Raw genomic sequence first — 18,497 nt, 5'->3', positions numbered from 1 at the left:
ACCTTAACCTCTTAAAAGGTGCGTATTTAATATAAAGACACACTATCAACAATAAGAATAAAAATAAAAAATAAGACAACCTTAATAATATAAGACATCATTAAAAACAAATAACAACGCCTTAAACAAAAACATTAAATAACAAAAACATTAAATAACAAAAAGTTAAATCCAAACCTCATCATAAAAACAAAGAAAAGCATTTATTACCTTCAAATTCTCATTTAAGAGCCGCTAATAAGATTCGAACCACATCACTTTAAACTAAAATATAGAAATCAACATTGCATAAAAACAATATAAAAACCTAATATAAAAATAATTAAGGTTTAAACAATGAAGACGGCAGCCTTTGTGGTATACACATTAGCCCTACTCTTATCATCTGCTGTAAGTGCTAAAAGCAGTATTGATGAGAAAAGAGAAGGTTTCGTTGTGCAAGCAAAAAATGGAAATATATCGTCTGCAGCACGAGGGTTAACAACACTTTATGATCAGACAAAAGATCCTCTTGTTCTTAACGATCTGATTGCCATTTTATCTTGGCAAGAAAATTCGAAAGCGATTGTTGACGCTTGCCAGTCATGCCAACCGCGTGGGCTCAGCCCTGAGTCGGTTGAAATTGTCGCAAAGGCGTTCAGAAATGAAGGATATTACCAAACTTCAGCAAAATATTATCGCTACCTAACACAACGATCACCTAACAATCGTGATGCTTGGTTAGGATTAGCTTTATCAAGTGCCGAAGCGAACGATTTAGCGAGTGCTAAAGAAGGATTACGAGAATATCGTCAACGATTTCCATTAGATGCACACTTTTATCAAAATTGGATCTATGTATCACAGGCGCTAGACGATCACGTTGGTGAAATGTTTGCTTGGCAAAGTTGGCTAACCGCCGAACCCAATAATAAAACGGCAGGTGTTGGGCTATATACCAGTGCCGTTCAACTGGGCGCATCGCCTGCGGTAAAAGAATTATTAACCCAGCATCCTGAATGGTTTACATCGGCTGATAACTTATGGTTCGACTATTATGAGGCAAGCACCTTACTGCGTGATGGTATCAAAGCCAAAAGTGCACCGACTATCACACGAAGCTCTGTTTTATTGCAACAAGTTATTGATAAAGCACCTAAAGACCATCCTCTTTATAAAAGCGCGTCATTAGACTACTTTTATGCCCTCGTGACATTAAAAGACTATAAAACGGCTAGCCCTCTCGCAGAACAACTAGAAAAAGAGCAGCCATTACCGCGCTATGCTCAAGAAGCACTTGGCGATTATTATTTAGGAACGATGCAACCCAGTAAAGCGGAATCCATTTTTAGTGCTATTCACCAAGAAGAACCTAAAAACTTACCAGTCACCATCAAGTTATATTACGCGTATATGGACACTGAGCAGTATGACAAAGCCAAAGCGCTGATTGACTCTGAAAAGCCTAATATTCCTAAAAACCGCTGGGACTTTACCGGAAGTACACAGAAAGTAAACGATGAATATCAAACCCTTATGCAATTAGAAGCGTTGCATTACGCATGGCGGGGAGATTTCCCCCAAGCAACTGAAACAATTGATAAATTGCTTAGCAATGCACCGGGGAATCCTTATCTGTTGGCCATTAAAGGGGACATTGAACGCTGGAAAGGCAATACCTTTGCTTCTGAACGTTATTTTGAACAAGCTAGCCAACTGCTTTCACCTCAAGATAGAGGTATAACGGACAGAGGCAAGTTGATGGCAAAACTTGAACGTAAAGATTGGCGAGGGCTTCAAAAAAATCTCGATAATTTAAACAACCTGTACCCCGCTAGCGATCAATACATCATCAACAATGACGTTAAAAAGGCAGCAGCGCCAACATGGACAGGCGAATACCGCCGAGGAGAAACAGACAGTAATGGCAACGTTTTAGTCCAAGCATCAAAAGATTGGACTTACGATACACACCTATATACTGGGCGAGTTTTGGATGGGTATAATTTCTTTTTCCGCGACCAGATGAGTTTTGGTGAGTTTGAAGAAAACAATCTGTACGCCCGTTATAGTGGTATAGGAGCAGAAATTCCTTTATCACCCGTGACTTTATTCGTTGAAACAGGCATCGGTGGACATTTAAATGATAAAGCCTATTTCTGGACCACTGCTGATTATCTAATTAATGATCAATGGTTTATTTCAGGCAGCTATAAGTATAATTCTGATAATACCCCACTTCGCGCCTTGTTTGATGGTGCAAATATGGATGATTTTGACACCTACCTCATCTATCGCGTTAAGTCTGAGATCAATCTAGGATTATCAGGCAAGTACTCTGACTTTACTGATGGTAATGAACGCTTTACCTATCTAACTTGGATCGAAGGTCTGCTATATAGAACAAATAGCTATACTGTTCGCGGATCTGCCTCTTACGGTGCTTCATTTAATGAAGAAATTGAAACAGCGAGTTACTTCAATCCCAAATCAGACCACTCTGGCTCACTCATTCTCACGCAAGATTATCATTACCGTATTAACGATAGCTGGGGCTTTGACCAAAACCTGAAAACAGGCATTGGCAGTTACTGGCAAGAGGACTTTGGATCTGACTACAACTGGGACGTGAGTTACGCCCAAAAATGGATATGGCAAAAACAAGTCGATTTTAGCTATGGTATTGGTCGAAGCAAAGGGGTTTATGACGGAGAAGGAGAATATAGTACTTACCTCTTCGCCAACTTTAATGTGAGGTTCCCACAATGAAGATATTATTTTGGCTAACCCTAACATTATTCATTTACTTCCCATTGTCGGCGGCAACATCAACCAAGACTGAACGTGCAAACAACACCTATGTCGTACTGTGTTATCACGATTTTATTGATGTGGGGTTAACCCCAAACTTGCGTATATTTCCCGATACACTTACACGTGATCGTTTAATTGAACATTTCAATTGGTTCAAACAAGAAGGCTATAACCCCGTAAGCTATCAGCAAATTATTGATGCAAAAGCAGGTCGTAGCTCATTGCCCTCTAATGCAATCTTACTCACCTTCGACGATGGCTACGAAAGCTTCTACAGTACGGTTTATCCATTATTAAAGCTTTATAACTACCCTGCTATTTTTGCCTTGGTAGGAAAATGGTTAGTGCCAGATGCCAATAAAAAAATCGAATACGGTAAAGCGATGATATCTCGGAAACGATTCTTATCGTGGGAACAGATTCGAGAAATGGAGCGTTCAGGTATTGTAGAGTTTGCCTCTCATTCTTTTGACTCACACTATGGTATTAATGCGAATCCGTATGGTAATGAGCAGCCCGCAGCAACAACCCCTGCGTATAATCCTATCAAGAAACAATACGAATCATTAAAACAATATAATAAACGTATTTACTCAGACTTAACGCAAAGCCGTGACCAATTTGTATCTAACTTAATTAAAGCCCCGCGCATTCTAGTATGGCCATACGGTGCATATAGCCAAGACTCGATTAATACTGCTGCAAAGGTGGGTATGCCGTACACCTTTTCACTCGATGAAGGCGTTAACTATGTGAGTGACTCGGGACGTAACGTAAAACGTTATTTAATTGAGCAAGAGATGACACTTGAAAGGCTCGATGAAATCTTACGTGGGGAGCCAGAATATGAAGGGCCTAAACGGGTTGTGCATGTCGATCTTGATTATGTTTATGACGCTAATCCGGCCGTTATGAACCGTAATATGGACACGTTAATTTCTCGTATTTATAACTTTGGTATAGACACTGTTTACCTTCAAGCTTTTGCCGATCCCGATGGTAATGGCATAGCAGATGCTCTGTATTTCCAAAACCGACATTTACCCGTACGAGCCGATATTTTCAATCGTGTTTCGTGGCAACTTAGCACCCGTGCAGGGGTAACTGTGTATGCGTGGATGCCAGTACTTGGCTTTAATTTAGGAAATAAATATGACTATGTAACAGATAGTCGGTTTAACGCCCCAGCCCCTAAGCGATACCTTCGTCTTTCTCCGTTTTCGACAAAAAATCGGAAAGCAATAAATGAGATCTATACCGATTTGGGTGCGTACGGAAAGTTCTCTGGGCTTTTATTCCACGACGACGCACTATTAACGGATTTTGAAGATGCAACACCAGCGGCACTAAAACAATATCAGAAATGGGGACTAGGGAAATCTGTCTCTAATATTCGTAATAATCCTCAAAAAATGACCTCATGGTCTAAATATAAAACCCAATATTTAATTGATTTCACCCTAGAGTTGGCAAACAGTACACGCCAATATTTATCGGGTGATGGCATTGAGTTAAAGCTGGCCAGAAACATCTATGCACAACCCGTTATAAACCCGAAAAGTGAAGAATGGTTTTCGCAAAACTTGATTGCTTTTTCAAACAGTTATGACTATACCGCAGTGATGGCGATGCCTTATATGGAATCGGCAAAATCACCTGATAAATGGCTCGAAAATATTGCGAATATTGCGCTTAAAACAGTACCCAGCAGTAAATTGATTTTCGAGCTGCAAGCTAAAAATTGGAAGAATGGTAAAGATATTCCAGCCTCTGAGCTCTCACGACAAATGGAGATAATTAGCAAAGCAGGTATTCAGAATTACGGCTATTACCCTGATGATTTTATTCGTGGTGTGCCAGATCAAAAGACCTTGCGCCCTGTATTTTCAAACAGTAATACCATTGGAGAAAGCGAGTGAATTGGCTAGAGACATTCTATATATTCATTTTCATTTACCCAGCGATAATGGCACTGGTATGGATCGGTGGTGGTATTTATTACTATTTCCATTGGGAGCGGGCGCAGCTAAAAATTGCACGACAGGGTCCCTTACAACTCGATGAATATCCGAAAGTTTCTATTATGGTTCCTTGTTATAACGAAGGCGCTAACGTCAATGAAACGATCAATTACTTACTGAAACAGAATTACCCTAATTTTGAAATCATCGCCATTAACGATGGCAGTAAAGATGATACTGCAACACGATTAAATAACATCGCGGAACATGAGCCTCGCCTCATTGTTGTTCATCAAAAGAACCAAGGAAAAGCCGCAGCATTAAACAATGGTACTCAGTATTCGACCAGTGACATTTTGGTGTGTATCGATGGTGATGCCCTACTCGATTTGAATGCATTACGATGGATGGTGAAGCACTTCCAAGATTGCCCTAAAGTGGGTGCTGTAACGGGTAATCCAAGGGTACGTACACGAACAACCATTATTGGAAAAATCCAAACGGGTGAGTTTTCATCAATTATCGGTCTCATAAAACGAGCACAACGTATTTACGGCACAATATATACCGTTTCAGGTGTGGTTTGTGCGTTCCGAAAATCAGCCATTATGGATATTGGTGGCTGGAGCACAGACATGATCACTGAAGATATTGATGTCAGCTGGAAACTGCAAATAAACGACTGGCAAATTCGCTATGAACCACAAGCGCGTTGTTGGGTGTTAATGCCTGAAACATTACGTGGCTTATACATGCAACGGCTACGCTGGGCACAAGGTGGCGCAGAGGTTTTCTTTAAGCAGGGCATGAACGTTATCGTAAAGGGAAAAACGAAACTTTGGCCATTAATATTCGAATACTTAATGAGTGTTTTTTGGTGTTATAGCCTTGCATACCTCATGATTTCTTACTTTATTCAGTTTTTTACGCTCAGCGGACAACCTACAACTTATCAACTGGTCACATTTGAATGGTCGGGCTTTGTACTGGTATTAATTTGTTTAATGCAATTTACAGTAAGTCTGATGATAGACCGTCACTATGACGTTATGTTACGTCGAAATTTTTTATGGTGTATTTGGTACCCTATGTTCTATTGGTTTCTGAATGTTATCACCGTCACTATCGCTGTTCCCAAGGCTCTAATACGTAAAAAAGGGGAAAAAGCTGTATGGGAAAGCCCTGATCGCGGAGAGGTATTCAGAGATGATGATTAACCCAAAAACGAAGATAAAATCAAGATACATTCATTCACATCAGCAGAAAAATCATGATGATATTAGAGGGCTTATTATCTGCAAAGCCTGTAAAAAAACATGGCAACATCACCTAAGAGATGCCGCTATCGCTATCGTCACTTGGGGAGGATGGTTCTTCTTAATATTTCAGCCCTTTATAAAAACGAACTATGACTCCGCTAATGGTTTAGATTTTATCCACTCAATAAGTTTAGAAAATTGTGCAATTATATTTGTGACTCTTTTTTGTGCCATTATGATCACGTATCACCTTTGGGTTAGATATCATGTACTTATTTGGCAATGGGAAAAATTATGGGAACACAATAAACAACTCAGCATAAATGCTAAATCTATCATTGCTAAAAAATATATGCGGAGTATAAGCATTAATTTAGAAAAAGTTAAAAGCCCAAAGCCTGTTTCTATTTTATCTCGAGAAGACGAAGAAAAAACGTATGGTCTTACCCATAATGTTCACAGTCACATCGTAGAAAAGAAGAACCCAGAGTATGAAGAAAGATCGTCTTAATGAGTTATGACTAAGAATATAGGTGAAGTCATTGCGTATATACATGCAAGTGAAGACATAGTGACATTCGTTACTATGCCTTCACTATTGAGTTTCGGCTTACTTACTAGTATAAACAGCTGTTATTGCTCAAGCACAGCATTAAAACGTTCAAAACCTTTTTCAAGATCTCGAATCAAATCATCAACATCTTCTAAGCCCACGTGTAGACGCAGCATTGGCCCAACAAATTCTTTCTTTTTCGCTGTACGTATAGAGTTAACATTTTCATTCGCTAATATTAGGCTTTCAAAACCGCCCCATGAATAGCCCATGCTGAAGTGTTCCATGCCGTCTAATAACGCCGTTAACGCTGCAGTATTACCGCGCTTCAGTACCAAAGAGAATAAACCGTTACACCCCTTGAAATCACGCTTGTAAATTTCATGACCTTCACAGCTTTCAAAAGCAGGATGGCGAACATGATCCACTTCTTCGCGCTCAGATAACCATTGAGCAACTTTAATGCTGTTTTTTTCGTGCTGCCTTAAACGAACACCTAATGTACGTAGCCCGCGCATAGCAAGATAAACATCATCTGGCGAGGTGCACTGCCCCATCAAATAGCTACCTTCACGTAATTGATCCCAGCAGCGTTCATTCGCTGTTGCTGTACCTAACATTACATCAGAATGACCCACAATATATTTTGTTGCCGCTTGAATCGAAATATCAACGCCATGATCAAATGGTTGGAAATTGATCGGTGATGCCCACGTATTATCCAACATCACGACAATATCATGCTCATGTGCAATGCTTGCGAGTAACGGCACATCTTGTACTTCCATCGTGATAGAGCATGGAGACTCTAAGAATAGAACCGTTGTATTCGGGCGAATAAGATCGCGAATACCTTCGCCGATCATCGGGTCATAATAGGTTGTTTCAACGCCCATCTTATCTAAAATTTTGTCACAGAAGTCTCGCGTTGGCTCGTAAGTGCCATCAACCATTAAGATATGATCGCCTGTTTTCACAAACGATAAAATGGCATTTGAAATAGCAGCCGTACCACAAGGATATAATGCACAACCAACACCACCTTCCAGTTCAACCATTGCGTCTTGAAAAGCAAAATGCGTATTCGTACCACGGCGTCCATAAAAGAGCTCTCTATTAGCACGGTTGGCAGTCGCATGTTTCATTTCAGCAACGGTATCAAATACAATTGTTGATGCACGGCTTACAGGTGGATTAACTAGATGCTGGGTCCACTTTTTCGAGCGACCCGCTGTTATAATTTTTGTATCTAATGCTTTTTTTTCCATGATAAACCCAAAGATCCTTTTAAAAGACAATGCTCGTTTTTGCTATAAGCCCAAGTTATCATAATTAAATAGCTATTGGGGACTTTATACCCAAGTCACCTCAATATGCAGGATTCAGAGTTTTGCTGAAACGAGTATCTTGAGGTAACGTAGATATAGATAGCACAAGCAACATCATATTTTATTAAAAATTCAAACAAGGAAAGTATTAATGTTTAGTCATATCATGGTTGGCGCAAACGATATTCAACAATCAAAAACATTTTACGATGCAATCTTAGGTGCTATGGGCTATGAGCCAGGTGTTCTTGACGAAAAAGGACGTTGTTTTTACTTCACAACAAGTGGTATTTTCGCATTAAGTAAGCCAATTGATGGCGAACCAGCATGCCATGGTAATGGTAGCACTATCGGTTTTTCAGCAGAAAGTACTGAAATAGCAGATGCTTGGCATGCAGCAGGAGTAGCCAATGGCGGTACTACATGTGAAGAGCCACCAGCAATACGAGAAGGTGCTATCGGTCAGCTATACCTAGCGTATTTACGTGACCCGTCAGGTAATAAAGTTTGCGCTGTTCATCGCGTAAGCTAAATAAAAATACGGTTAGCAAAAAAAGACCATCGCGGTGATTTCTAGCTAAACGCTATACAGACGCCGAATCTAATTATGCCCAATAAATCACAACACGGTTTATTGGGCTTTTTGTAATCTATCTTGATATTTCAACAAGGCTTTAACTTATTGCTAACCTATGATTAGATAGAAGATAAGTTGTTACCAAAAACTCATCCATCCATTTGTTAACCACAGACCAACGCGAGGCATTTATGTTAGGTGAAGATCATTCTCTTCTTAAAGAATTTCCCGAGTATAAAGATACAATCGCAAAACTGATTAACGTAGACGACGCATTTGCAAAAGACACGAAACATTACAATGCGCTTGATAAAGAAATCCGTGAACTGGAATTACAAGACTCCCCCATCGGTGATGGATCAATGCTCCAACTAAAACACAATAGAGCTGAATTGAAAGACGCATTGCATCTACGTTTAATTGCCAGCAATTAAGCGAATCTATTACGCTGTACCGTAATGAATAAACACAAAAAGTCGGTCGCTAATACAGCCATCGACTTTTATTAAGTGCCTTGCCTAGAGCCCAACCAATTTTCGCTGAAACAAGCATCTTGAGGTAACTTGGGTATAGTACAACGGGCAAGTCTACAAACAACATATTATCTAATGTTTTTTGAAAATGATTCCGTAATTATGCTGTTTATAACATAATTAACAAGGGCTATGATTTACCTCGTAAACAAGAGAGTCACAAAACCAATATTGAGGACAAGAGCATGGCTAACCTAACAATTGTTGCAAACATCATAGCTAAAGCCGATAAAGTGGAATTGGTAAAAACTGAGCTACTTAAACTGATCGACGTGACACGCGCAGAGGAAGGTTGCATCAATTACAACCTTCACCAAGACAACGAAAACCCAGCACATTTCATGTTTTACGAGAACTGGATATCACGTGAACTATGGCAAACGCACATGGGAAACCAACACTTAAAAGACTACATGGCAGCCACTGACGGCGCAGTAGACAGCTTCGTGTTAAATGAAATGACCAAGATCGCTTAATCATTCTTCAATACTAAGCACTTTCAAATTAAAAATAAGCGATCAATAACGCTTATTGCCTTCAAGGTATCGATAAATACTACAACGCCAGCTCGGTCAGTATTACTGATAAGTCGGCGTTTATACCATTCTGGATAAGTAAATGATCAGATACTTGTCTAGATTGGTATTACATAGAAATCAAATCGAAATACGTCCTATCAATCAATTCGAGGACATTACCAAGAGAGTATTTTCTCTCGATACAAACAAATAGTTCCTACGGTGGTGATGAGTGTCTTTAATTATCAAAAAATATTAGAGAATGCTTCAAATGTTACCCTGTTTTTAACTCACCATTCTGAGGTTATGCTTTTCTCGTATCCAAACAACGAATTCAACCCAAGAAGGTGAAAATCATGTCACAGAAATTAACATTAGGCGTAACCGACCTCTCTTTCCATCGCATTACAGCGTCATTAATTTCGCATGTATTACATAACATGGGTTTTGAAGTAGAGTGTGTGTACTCACCCCATCAAGAGAACTTCAAAAAACTGAAAGACGGTGATATTGATCTACTGACATCTGCATGGTTACCTTCAAGTCATGGTATGTATAAATCAGAGGTGGAAGAAATTGAACCACTAATTGAACTTGGCTTACATTACGAACCATATGCATTGTGGGGCGTGCCTGATTATGTGCCGTCTGAGGATGTCGCAGAAGTGGGTGACCTAGTAAAACCTGATGTCGTGAAGAAAATGAAAAATGATATCCAAGGTATTAACCCTGGTGCAGGTATTACCCGTTTTTCGATTAAGATGATGGAAGAATATGGTCTTAATGATGCGGGGTATGCATTCCATACTGGTACTGAAGAAGCCTGTTTTAGTACTTTCGAACAAGCTGTTGAAAACAAAGAATGGTTCATTGTGCCGCTTTGGAAGCCGCAATTCTTGCACTACCGTTATAATATTCGTGAAATCAAAGAACCAAAAGGGTTGCTGGGCATTGTCGATCGTGCGGTGTTGTTACTCAGAGAAAGTAAAAAAGAATTGTTCACCAAAGAACAGCTAGAAACGTTAGATACATTGCGTTTCTCGAATGAAATCATTGCTGAATTAGACTATAAAGTATCACGTGAAAACCAACCGATTGATACTGTTACCGCCAACTGGTTAGCAGCTCAATCGCAATAATCAACCCACACAACATTCTCTTATTTAAAGTGACGCCAGAAATGGCGCCACTTCCATTAACTGATAGTAACAGGCCATTAAATCAAACTTCTTATCTGCGCAATCGTCGTTTCTGCATCTTCATAATTGATCACCAATTCCCCTACACCTTTTTCTGTTTGCACAAATAGAGACGGGAAACTGTTACCTCCTATCGAGCGCGCAAAAGCAATCTCACGCAACAGGGCATCATGTGTCGTTGGCGATAAAAAGTCCGCTTCAAATTTCTCACAATCTAAGCCGATGCTTTTAGCTAAACCAATCAAAATGTCATTGTCACTCGGATTCTTCGCATCAAGATAATACGCATGTTGAATAGCATCTAACATGCCTTGTTCTGCCCTTTGCTCGCGGGCAGCAAGAATGGCACGACAGGCTGGATAAGTAGATCGGCGCGGCATGTTTTGGTGCCAGAAGTCATAATTAAACTGGGTACCGAGGTAGTTTTCTATCTTCTTCCAATACGACGCAATTTGTTGCTGCATCGCTTCTGACATCGGCACACCTGAATCTGGTGCTAATCCACCCAATACATACACAATCTCGACGTCATTAGAGACCACATCTTTAATCTGTAGCCAAACAGGTTTGTATCCCCAGCACCACGAACACATGGGATCATAGATATAATACAAGGTAGGTTTTATTGCCGACATAATGTGAGTCCTTTCTAGTCTGAAATTTCACAGTAGCAAACTCGTCCGAATACATTCAACTTAAGCCACCAAGTTAAACCGCCGTTCTCAAACAATGTAAATTGATAAGTGAACGTTTTCGACAACTATGACGGAACTTATAACTGCTAATTAACGTGCTATAAACTTAGCTTAGGCTTAATAAAATCAATAAACGCTGAAATACGTCGTGCCACAGAAGATGATTGATAGTACACCGCATTGACTTGCTCTCGGCCTGTATTGAGGAGTTTGTCAGACTCTAATATCGCGACCAGTCGTCCAGTCTCAAGATCATCTTTGACCATGAAGCCAGATAAGCACGCTATGCCATTCCCAGCAATTGCCAACTGTCGCACCGTTTCACCGTTACTCGACATAATTGTCGGTTCAATATATTGGAAACCTTTCAACGGCCAATGATTCAACACTTTTGCCCCAGTAAAGCCAATAAGATCATGCCTGTTCAGCTCATCTGGCTTTTGTGGCATTCCTCGTCGCGCAAGGTATTCTGGTGACGCAACAATATACAACGGGCTCTTTCCCAATGAACGAGCATGCAAGGTTGAATCTGTAAGCATGCCAATACGAATTGCTACATCTGTTTTCTTCTCTAACAAATCAACAAAACCTTCGTTAGACGTCAGCACCAACTCAATATCGGGATACTCAACTTTAAACGCTTGAATCAAAGGTACTAATTGGTGGAAAACAAATGGACTAGCAGCATCTACACGTAAACGTCCTTTGGGTAACTCACCACGAGATACAAGATCCTCTTCTGCCCGTTGAATCAGTTTTAAACCCTCTCGCACCGACTCGACAAATTGCCGCCCTTCATCGGTTAATTCAATGCGTCGGGTTGTGCGATTCAATATCGTAACACCCAGTTGTTTCTCCACTTTACTGACCGCACGCGATACACGTGCAACTTGAATATCCAACAAATCGGCGGCAGCAGAGAACCCGCCGCAGTCAACAACCATTAGCAAAATGGTTAAATCGTCCGAACGTGTGAGCACAGTTTATCCCTTCATATCATTACAATACCCAGAACTATTGCAATAATAACAAAAGTAATTTGTAAGTAGCACTGTTTTTCACAAAGTTGTAATCGCGAATAATGCACGCATCATTTAGTTCATTAACGGAAAGTACGTTGCTTTCTTTATTCAACGTCGAGATTATATTATGCCATTAGCACTTCTTGCATTGACGCTTAGCGCCTTTGCCATCGGCACTACAGAATTTGTTATCGTCGGATTGATTCCAACCATGGCAAATGATTTACACGTTTCCCTTCCCTCTGCAGGATTACTCGTCAGTTTATACGCCTTAGGTGTTGCCGTTGGTGCTCCAGTGCTCACGGCATTAACTGGCAAGTGGAACCGTAAGCATGTCTTACTGGCAGTCATGAGTTTGTTTGTTGCAGGTAATGTACTTGCATGGCAAGCCCCTGGTTATAACACATTAATCACGGCGCGTATTTTGACTGGTTTAGCGCACGGTGTCTTTTTCTCTATTGGTTCGACGATAGCAACAGGCTTGGTCTCGAAAGAAAAAGCGGCTAGCGCAATTGCCATCATGTTTACCGGATTAACCGTCGCTTTGGTCACTGGCGTACCTCTTGGCACTTACATTGGTCAAACTTACGGCTGGCAAGCTACGTTCTTAGTCGTTGCTATTCTTGGTCTAATCGCCCTTGTCGGCAGTATGGTGTTAGTTCCGAATAACCTAAAACAACCACCAGCAGCCAACCTGTCTGCGCAGTTAAAAGTCTTAACTCAACCACGTTTGTTATTGGTGTACGCGATTACAGCAGTTGGTTACGGCGGCTCATTCACTGCTTTCACTTACTTGGCTTCTATCTTAGAAGATGTCTCGGGCTTTGATTCCAGCATGATAAGTCTAATTATGTTGGTGTATGGCGCATCAGTTGCTGTCGGTAATATCTGGGGCGGCAAAATGGCCGATAAAATGGGGCCAATAAAAGCGCTGACCATTATATTTTCAGGCCTAGCTGCGGTGTTATTCACTTTTACTTTTACTGCATCCAACCCAATTACCGCCGTTATCACTATCTTAATTTGGGGTGCATTCGCCTTTGGTAACGTACCGGGACTGCAAGTTTACGTAGTGAAATTGGCAGAAAAATATACCCCAGATGCTGTTGATGTTGCATCTGGTTTAAACATTGCAGCATTTAATGTCGGAATTGCACTGGGATCATGGGGAGGTGGTATGATTGTCGCAAAATCTGATTTGATGAATACCACTTGGGTCGGAGCTATCATTGTGATTATCGCTTTATTGCTAACCCGTCTAAGCGGCGCATTGGATAAACACGCTGACAAAAAGGTACTAATAACGGTCACAACAAATGCTTAAGCACAAAGTGAAACACGTTTAAGCACAAAGCACATCAATTCAGAAAATCACTCGAAGGCGATCAGCGATGATCGCCTTATTATTTTTATGGCAGATCACTTTTATTATCATCTACGTTTCGTCATACGCTTTGTTTTTCGAGCGCTCGAATATAAAAACGTAATGGGCCTTCAGCGTGTACTATTGTCAAACCACTCGCTGCCCCACCACACTCTAGAGACAAAGCAAAGCCATGTAAGTAATCCACTAGCAGATCCAATGCATCTTTCACTTGTTCAGGCGTAAGATTCAATGGCGCGATAGCTATATAAACGCGAGCCACAAAAACATTGGCAGGTCCTGTCGACGTCATCCCTAAGAAGGTTTGTAGCAAACCAGGATGCCCTTGTAACAACAACAAATAACTATTACACAATGTCGTCAATTCTGTTTGCCAAGCTTCAGTGCCTTTCGGTTCATAAATGGCTTCAATGAGCGAGACCGTTACCGCTTCTAACAACGCATTTTTATTCGCAAAGTAGTGATAAATCGCCATTGCATCGACATCTAAGCTACCCGCTAATTGACGGATACTGGGTATTTTCCCGTTATCTACCATCAAAAATTTAGCTGCAATAATGATTTTATCTGCGCTCAATTGCCCCGATGGTCCACTTGGACGACCTCGTTTCTTTTCCTTGACAGACATTCACTCTCCCCGATAGACTTATCTTAATTTCTACAGCGTAGAATATTGTAGAGCAACATAATTCAAATGCAAGCCATACACAGTAAGTGTTGATTAGCATTAGTACTATTTTACGGGAGCTAACCATGCCAAACATTGTGTATATTGCAACCAGTCTTGATGGCTATATTGCGGATAAAAATGGATCTGTCGATTGGTTACATGCCACTCCTAACCCTGACGGCTCTGATCTCGGCTATAACGATTTCATTGAGCGTATTGATGCGTTAGTGATGGGGCGTAACACACTAGATATGGTGCTAAGTTTTGATTGCGACTGGCCTTATACTCGACCAGTGTTCGTATTAAGTAACACGATGACACGTGTACCTGAAGGGTATGAAGACAAAATATTTCTCGTGAAAGGCCCACTCACCACTGTAGTAGCATCGCTCAATGAACAAGGTTACAACAACCTATACATTGATGGTGGTATCACGATTCAGCACTTCCTAAAAGAAGATCTGATTGATGAAATGATTATCACAACCATTCCTGTATTGTTAGGCGGTGGATCGCCATTGTTCGGCGAATTAGTTACCCCACGATCGTTTGAGCTAACGGGTAGTGAAACCCTTATTAACCAGCTAGTGCAAAGTCATTTCACGCGCGTGCGATAAGTACGCTATTCGAGCGACTTCAAAAAGAAGCTTAGATATTCAACACAAGCGATAAATAACAGGCAATAAAAATGCCGTTCACCTTAGGTGAACGACATTAATCGTTATCATGATCTTTTTCTGTTACTTACGGTCTGTCATTACTGTGCGAGAGAATAGAAAATCGCAGATATTGAACATAAACCAATCACTGTAACAAAGACATTACTCAATGCACCAGAGTACTTACGCATCGCAGGCACTTTCTTGATAGCATACATAGGCATGATGAACAGCAGCATCGCAATAATCGGGCCACCAAGGCTTTCAATCATTCCTAAAATGCTTGGGTTAATCGTTGCTACAGCCCAAGTGGTCAACAACATGAATAACGCTGTGAAAGTATTCAGTGCTTTTGGCGCGATAGTTTTACCACGGCCTCGTGCAACTTTTACCACCAAACCATTCAAGCCTTCGCTAGCACCTAAATAGTGACCTAAGAAAGATTTAGTGATCGCAATAATTGCTACTACTGGTGCTGCATAAGCAATGACTGGCGTGTCAAAGTGATTTGCCAAATACGTTAGAATAGAAACATTCTGTGCTTTTGCTTCAGCCAAGTTTGCTGGAGATAAGCTAAGTACACAGCTGAACACGAAGAACATCACAGTGGCAACCATCATAATGTGGCTACGCGCTAAAATGCGCGAACATTGTATTTCTGCATCGGCACCGTATTCTTTCTGTTTTGCCACTGCGAATGATGAAATCACTGGTGAGTGGTTAAAAGAGAAAACCATCACGGGTAAAATCAACCATACCGCCATCATAATGGTGCTGTAACCACCGTCAGTCGGCATAACGTTCTCGAAAATTGAGCCGTTCCAGTAAGGAACCAAATACATCGCTAGCATTAAAAGCACAGCAACAAACGGGAACACCAATATACTCATGGCTTTGATAATCAACTGTTCGCCTAAACGTACAATAGCCATTAAAGCAATGATCAAACCTAAAGCAAGTAAAGCACGTGCTGGAGGCATAATCCCTAACTGGTTTACCATGAAGCTTTCAACGGTGTTAGTCAAAGCAACACTGTATACCAATAAAATTGGATAGATAGCAAAGAAATACAGCAAAGTAATGACTTTACCCATACCCACACCAAAGTGCTCTTCAACTACCTCAGTTATATCTGCACCTGGGTTTACACTTGATAAAACGAAACGAGTCATGGCGCGGTGAGCAAAGAAAGTCATAGGAAGTGCAAGCACTGCCATCATGATCAGAGGGAGTAAACCACCCACACCAGCATTAATTGGAAGAAATAGTGTACCAGCACCTACGGCTGTACCGTATAAACCAAGCACCCATACGGTGTCACTTTTACTCCACCCCAGTTTTTTTACGCTGCTTGCCGAAGTATTCGCTGTATTATTTTTAACAGAGTCCATAGTGGACATCTCCTTTATAGGTATAGTGTTATAGCCTTCAAAGGGTCTGAGTGTCATATCTTCCATGTACCGGTAAAACCGATGAGAGAGAACGCGCAACAAGCGAACTACATACGTGACGCAGCAAAAAAAGATGATTGCGAAACGATACGATGTAGAGAGTGATAATGGTGAATTCGACAAACAACTGTGTATGTGATGTTTGTGATTGACAGTTCCGTGGTCATATCAAGTGTATCCATGCTGGCATTAAGCAACAATGTCTGCTGGCTATCTCTATAATAACCTTATTAAAACTAATGAAACCCTCAATGAAGGCCGAGCAGTATAGGGGATTAGTCGTGGTACAGCTAATAATTTAGGAGTAATTCGAGGTGTTTGAGTAAATATCAAACACATGTAGAACTAATCCTAAAGTATAGTTATGAAAAAATATGTTAGATGTTTACAACTTAATCTTTTTTGTTTTTTTATAGAACATATTTACGTTAGCCACACCCATAATACCAATCTAGACAAGCATCTGATTATTTACTTATCCAGAATGGTATAACGCCAACCAAAACACTTATTTCAGCATTTCAAGAATAAGTGTGGCCAGGATCAACATGAAAGCACCGCCGATTCGTGATGATATTTGAGCAAAAGGCATAAGTTCCATACGCTTACTTGCAGCAAGTACTGCAACATCACCGGTACCACCCATATTGGCCATGCATAAACCAGCAGTAAGCGCTGCTTCAATGGGGTGGAAACCCATCAAACGCCCAACGATTGCAGTACCAACAATTGCACCAAGTACGGTCGCAAATACCATCAGGAAATACACAAGGTTTAAAGAAGCTATGATTTGGTTCAAATCGGTATAAGCAACACCAATACCAACGAGCAGTGCAGGAGTTAAGTTATCAACAACAAACTGGTACCAACCATGCGCAGCTTTTTCTAACTCGCGGGGAATAAAACCCATGACTTTCACTAACGCAACAAAGATGATCATTAGTGCATAGGTGTGCATGTTAATAACGCTGCTTAGCATCGTGCCGACGAAATACATTGTTATAGCAAGCAGCGCACCAATACCCAGTATATTGATTGATATTGGTTGTTCTTGTTTTTGTTCATCCTCACTCTGCGCTTCACCAGTACTACGCATAAGCTGACCGTTACCCGTAAGAGAGGGGTAGAACTTACCAAGCTTGTCTAATAAACCAGCCATTACAATGGCAATGGCATTACCGATAGCCAACGCAGGTACCATTTTCGACATCAACATTTCAGCCGACATACTAGAGTTACCCGACATAATTTCAACTAAAGGTACTGCACCAGCCCCCATGCCACCGCCCATGATAGGTAGAGCAATTAACATGACAGATTCAAAGAAACCCTCTCCCAAGACGCTACCGACAAGACCGGTAAACAAAAATGCACATATTACACCGCCAAGGATAACCGGAATGTACTTCAATGCTGCTTTCTTCAGCACATTAGTATCCATACCCAGAATCGAACCTGTCACCAAACTCGCGATAAAGAAAGACAAGAAACCACCATCTTTTACAAACGTGGTGATCGTATTAGCAGTTTCATGAGGAATGATGCCACTGTGGAAAATGTATGAGGAACCGAAAATGATAACAATGGCACCCCCTCCAAAAAATTGACTAACAATAGGCGTCTTGTTGCCGAGCACATTTAATATATAGCCGACAACGGTCATCACACCGATGGCACCAATAATCCCCGGTGGCATTTTATTTTGAATGGTAGCAAATAATATAACAGCTGCAGATAGCGCAAAAATAATGTTAATCGTACGCTTATCTTTTATTGTAATTACGTCATTGGTAAACATGTCTCACCTGTTCGTGTATGGTTATTATTATTTCTTCTGTAGTCTAACAACACTTACAAGCTGGAATATTGAGTGCCCCATTAATGTAACTATCTTT

At 40.8% G+C, this 18,497-nt stretch carries 16 protein-coding genes; 10 read left to right on the top strand and 6 right to left on the bottom strand.

The window, feature by feature from the left end; translation table 11 throughout:
• Nucleotides 1–336: 336 nt before the first annotated feature.
• Genes pgaA through C9J47_RS03390 form a run of 4 tightly spaced genes read left to right on the top strand, consistent with a single transcriptional unit; the run spans nucleotide 337 to nucleotide 6,524 of the window.
• Nucleotides 337–2,748 carry a poly-beta-1,6 N-acetyl-D-glucosamine export porin PgaA gene (gene pgaA / locus C9J47_RS03405; RefSeq protein WP_107252251.1) on the top strand — a complete coding sequence of 804 codons (2,412 nt, stop codon included), beginning with the start codon at nucleotides 337–339 and terminating at the stop codon, nucleotides 2,746–2,748.
• Nucleotides 2,745–4,712: a poly-beta-1,6-N-acetyl-D-glucosamine N-deacetylase PgaB gene (gene pgaB, locus C9J47_RS03400; protein WP_107252250.1), complete on the top strand. Its 1,968-nt coding sequence runs from the start codon at nucleotides 2,745–2,747 to the stop codon at nucleotides 4,710–4,712. Before pgaA ends, pgaB begins: the two co-directional genes overlap by 4 nt.
• On the top strand, nucleotides 4,709–5,971 hold the full coding sequence (pgaC, locus tag C9J47_RS03395; protein ID WP_107252249.1) for a poly-beta-1,6-N-acetyl-D-glucosamine synthase: 1,263 nt from the start codon (nucleotides 4,709–4,711) through the stop codon (nucleotides 5,969–5,971). The genes pgaB and pgaC overlap by 4 nt, the downstream gene beginning before the upstream one ends.
• Complete coding sequence (locus C9J47_RS03390) at nucleotides 5,961–6,524, top strand: hypothetical protein (RefSeq protein ID WP_245903266.1); 564 nt, start codon at nucleotides 5,961–5,963, stop codon at nucleotides 6,522–6,524. The genes pgaC and C9J47_RS03390 overlap by 11 nt, the downstream gene beginning before the upstream one ends.
• Before the next feature lie 122 nt (nucleotides 6,525–6,646).
• Here the strand turns inward: C9J47_RS03390 and C9J47_RS03385 are convergent, their stop codons facing one another.
• A complete protein-coding gene (locus C9J47_RS03385) occupies nucleotides 6,647–7,834 on the bottom strand; it encodes a cystathionine beta-lyase (RefSeq protein WP_107252248.1) in 1,188 nt (395 codons plus the stop codon).
• Between the two features lie 211 nt (nucleotides 7,835–8,045).
• On the opposite strand from C9J47_RS03385, the gene C9J47_RS03380 reads away from it, so the two are divergent.
• The 4 genes from C9J47_RS03380 to C9J47_RS03365 all read left to right on the top strand — a co-directional run bounded on the left by C9J47_RS03380 (nucleotide 8,046) and on the right by C9J47_RS03365 (nucleotide 10,661).
• Entirely contained in the window at nucleotides 8,046–8,426 is a 381-nt protein-coding gene (locus C9J47_RS03380; protein WP_107252247.1) for a VOC family protein, read from the top strand.
• 236 nt (nucleotides 8,427–8,662) lie between these two features.
• Nucleotides 8,663–8,905 carry an HP1242/YdcH family protein gene (locus C9J47_RS03375; protein ID WP_107252246.1) on the top strand — a complete coding sequence of 81 codons (243 nt, stop codon included), beginning with the start codon at nucleotides 8,663–8,665 and terminating at the stop codon, nucleotides 8,903–8,905.
• Nucleotides 8,906–9,189: 284 nt separating this feature from the next.
• On the top strand, nucleotides 9,190–9,480 hold the full coding sequence (locus C9J47_RS03370; RefSeq protein WP_107252245.1) for a putative quinol monooxygenase: 291 nt from the start codon (nucleotides 9,190–9,192) through the stop codon (nucleotides 9,478–9,480).
• A 398-nt stretch (nucleotides 9,481–9,878) separates the two neighbouring features.
• Nucleotides 9,879–10,661: a glycine betaine ABC transporter substrate-binding protein gene (locus tag C9J47_RS03365; protein ID WP_107252244.1), complete on the top strand. Its 783-nt coding sequence runs from the start codon at nucleotides 9,879–9,881 to the stop codon at nucleotides 10,659–10,661.
• A 77-nt stretch (nucleotides 10,662–10,738) separates the two neighbouring features.
• Here C9J47_RS03365 and C9J47_RS03360 read toward each other — a convergent pair whose 3' ends face one another.
• Both C9J47_RS03360 and C9J47_RS03355 read right to left on the bottom strand, forming a co-directional pair.
• Nucleotides 10,739–11,356: a DsbA family protein gene (locus tag C9J47_RS03360; RefSeq protein WP_107252243.1), complete on the bottom strand. Its 618-nt coding sequence runs from the start codon at nucleotides 11,354–11,356 to the stop codon at nucleotides 10,739–10,741.
• 158 nt (nucleotides 11,357–11,514) lie between these two features.
• Nucleotides 11,515–12,396, bottom strand: a complete 882-nt coding sequence (locus C9J47_RS03355) for a LysR family transcriptional regulator (protein ID WP_107252242.1) — start codon at nucleotides 12,394–12,396, stop codon at nucleotides 11,515–11,517.
• Between the two features lie 169 nt (nucleotides 12,397–12,565).
• On the opposite strand from C9J47_RS03355, the gene C9J47_RS03350 reads away from it, so the two are divergent.
• A complete protein-coding gene (locus C9J47_RS03350; RefSeq protein WP_107252241.1) occupies nucleotides 12,566–13,762 on the top strand; it encodes an MFS transporter in 1,197 nt (398 codons plus the stop codon).
• Nucleotides 13,763–13,883: 121 nt separating this feature from the next.
• Here C9J47_RS03350 and C9J47_RS03345 read toward each other — a convergent pair whose 3' ends face one another.
• Nucleotides 13,884–14,450 carry a TetR/AcrR family transcriptional regulator gene (locus C9J47_RS03345; RefSeq protein WP_107252240.1) on the bottom strand — a complete coding sequence of 189 codons (567 nt, stop codon included), beginning with the start codon at nucleotides 14,448–14,450 and terminating at the stop codon, nucleotides 13,884–13,886.
• Nucleotides 14,451–14,575: 125 nt separating this feature from the next.
• Here C9J47_RS03345 and C9J47_RS03340 point away from each other — a divergent pair, with 125 nt between their 5' ends.
• Nucleotides 14,576–15,109, top strand: a complete 534-nt coding sequence (locus tag C9J47_RS03340) for a dihydrofolate reductase family protein (protein WP_107252239.1) — start codon at nucleotides 14,576–14,578, stop codon at nucleotides 15,107–15,109.
• 140 nt (nucleotides 15,110–15,249) lie between these two features.
• On the opposite strand, the gene C9J47_RS03335 is transcribed toward C9J47_RS03340, so the two are convergent.
• Complete coding sequence (locus C9J47_RS03335; RefSeq protein ID WP_107252238.1) at nucleotides 15,250–16,542, bottom strand: serine/threonine transporter; 1,293 nt, start codon at nucleotides 16,540–16,542, stop codon at nucleotides 15,250–15,252.
• Between the two features lie 568 nt (nucleotides 16,543–17,110).
• A complete protein-coding gene (locus C9J47_RS03330) occupies nucleotides 17,111–18,400 on the bottom strand; it encodes a 2-hydroxycarboxylate transporter family protein (RefSeq protein WP_107252237.1) in 1,290 nt (429 codons plus the stop codon).
• Nucleotides 18,401–18,497 lie beyond the last annotated feature (97 nt).

The sequence above is a fragment of the Photobacterium indicum genome (assembly GCF_003026215.1).
In the GTDB taxonomy this organism is placed as follows: domain Bacteria; phylum Pseudomonadota; class Gammaproteobacteria; order Enterobacterales; family Vibrionaceae; genus Photobacterium; species Photobacterium indicum.
This window is presented reverse-complemented; position numbering and strand designations above follow the sequence as displayed.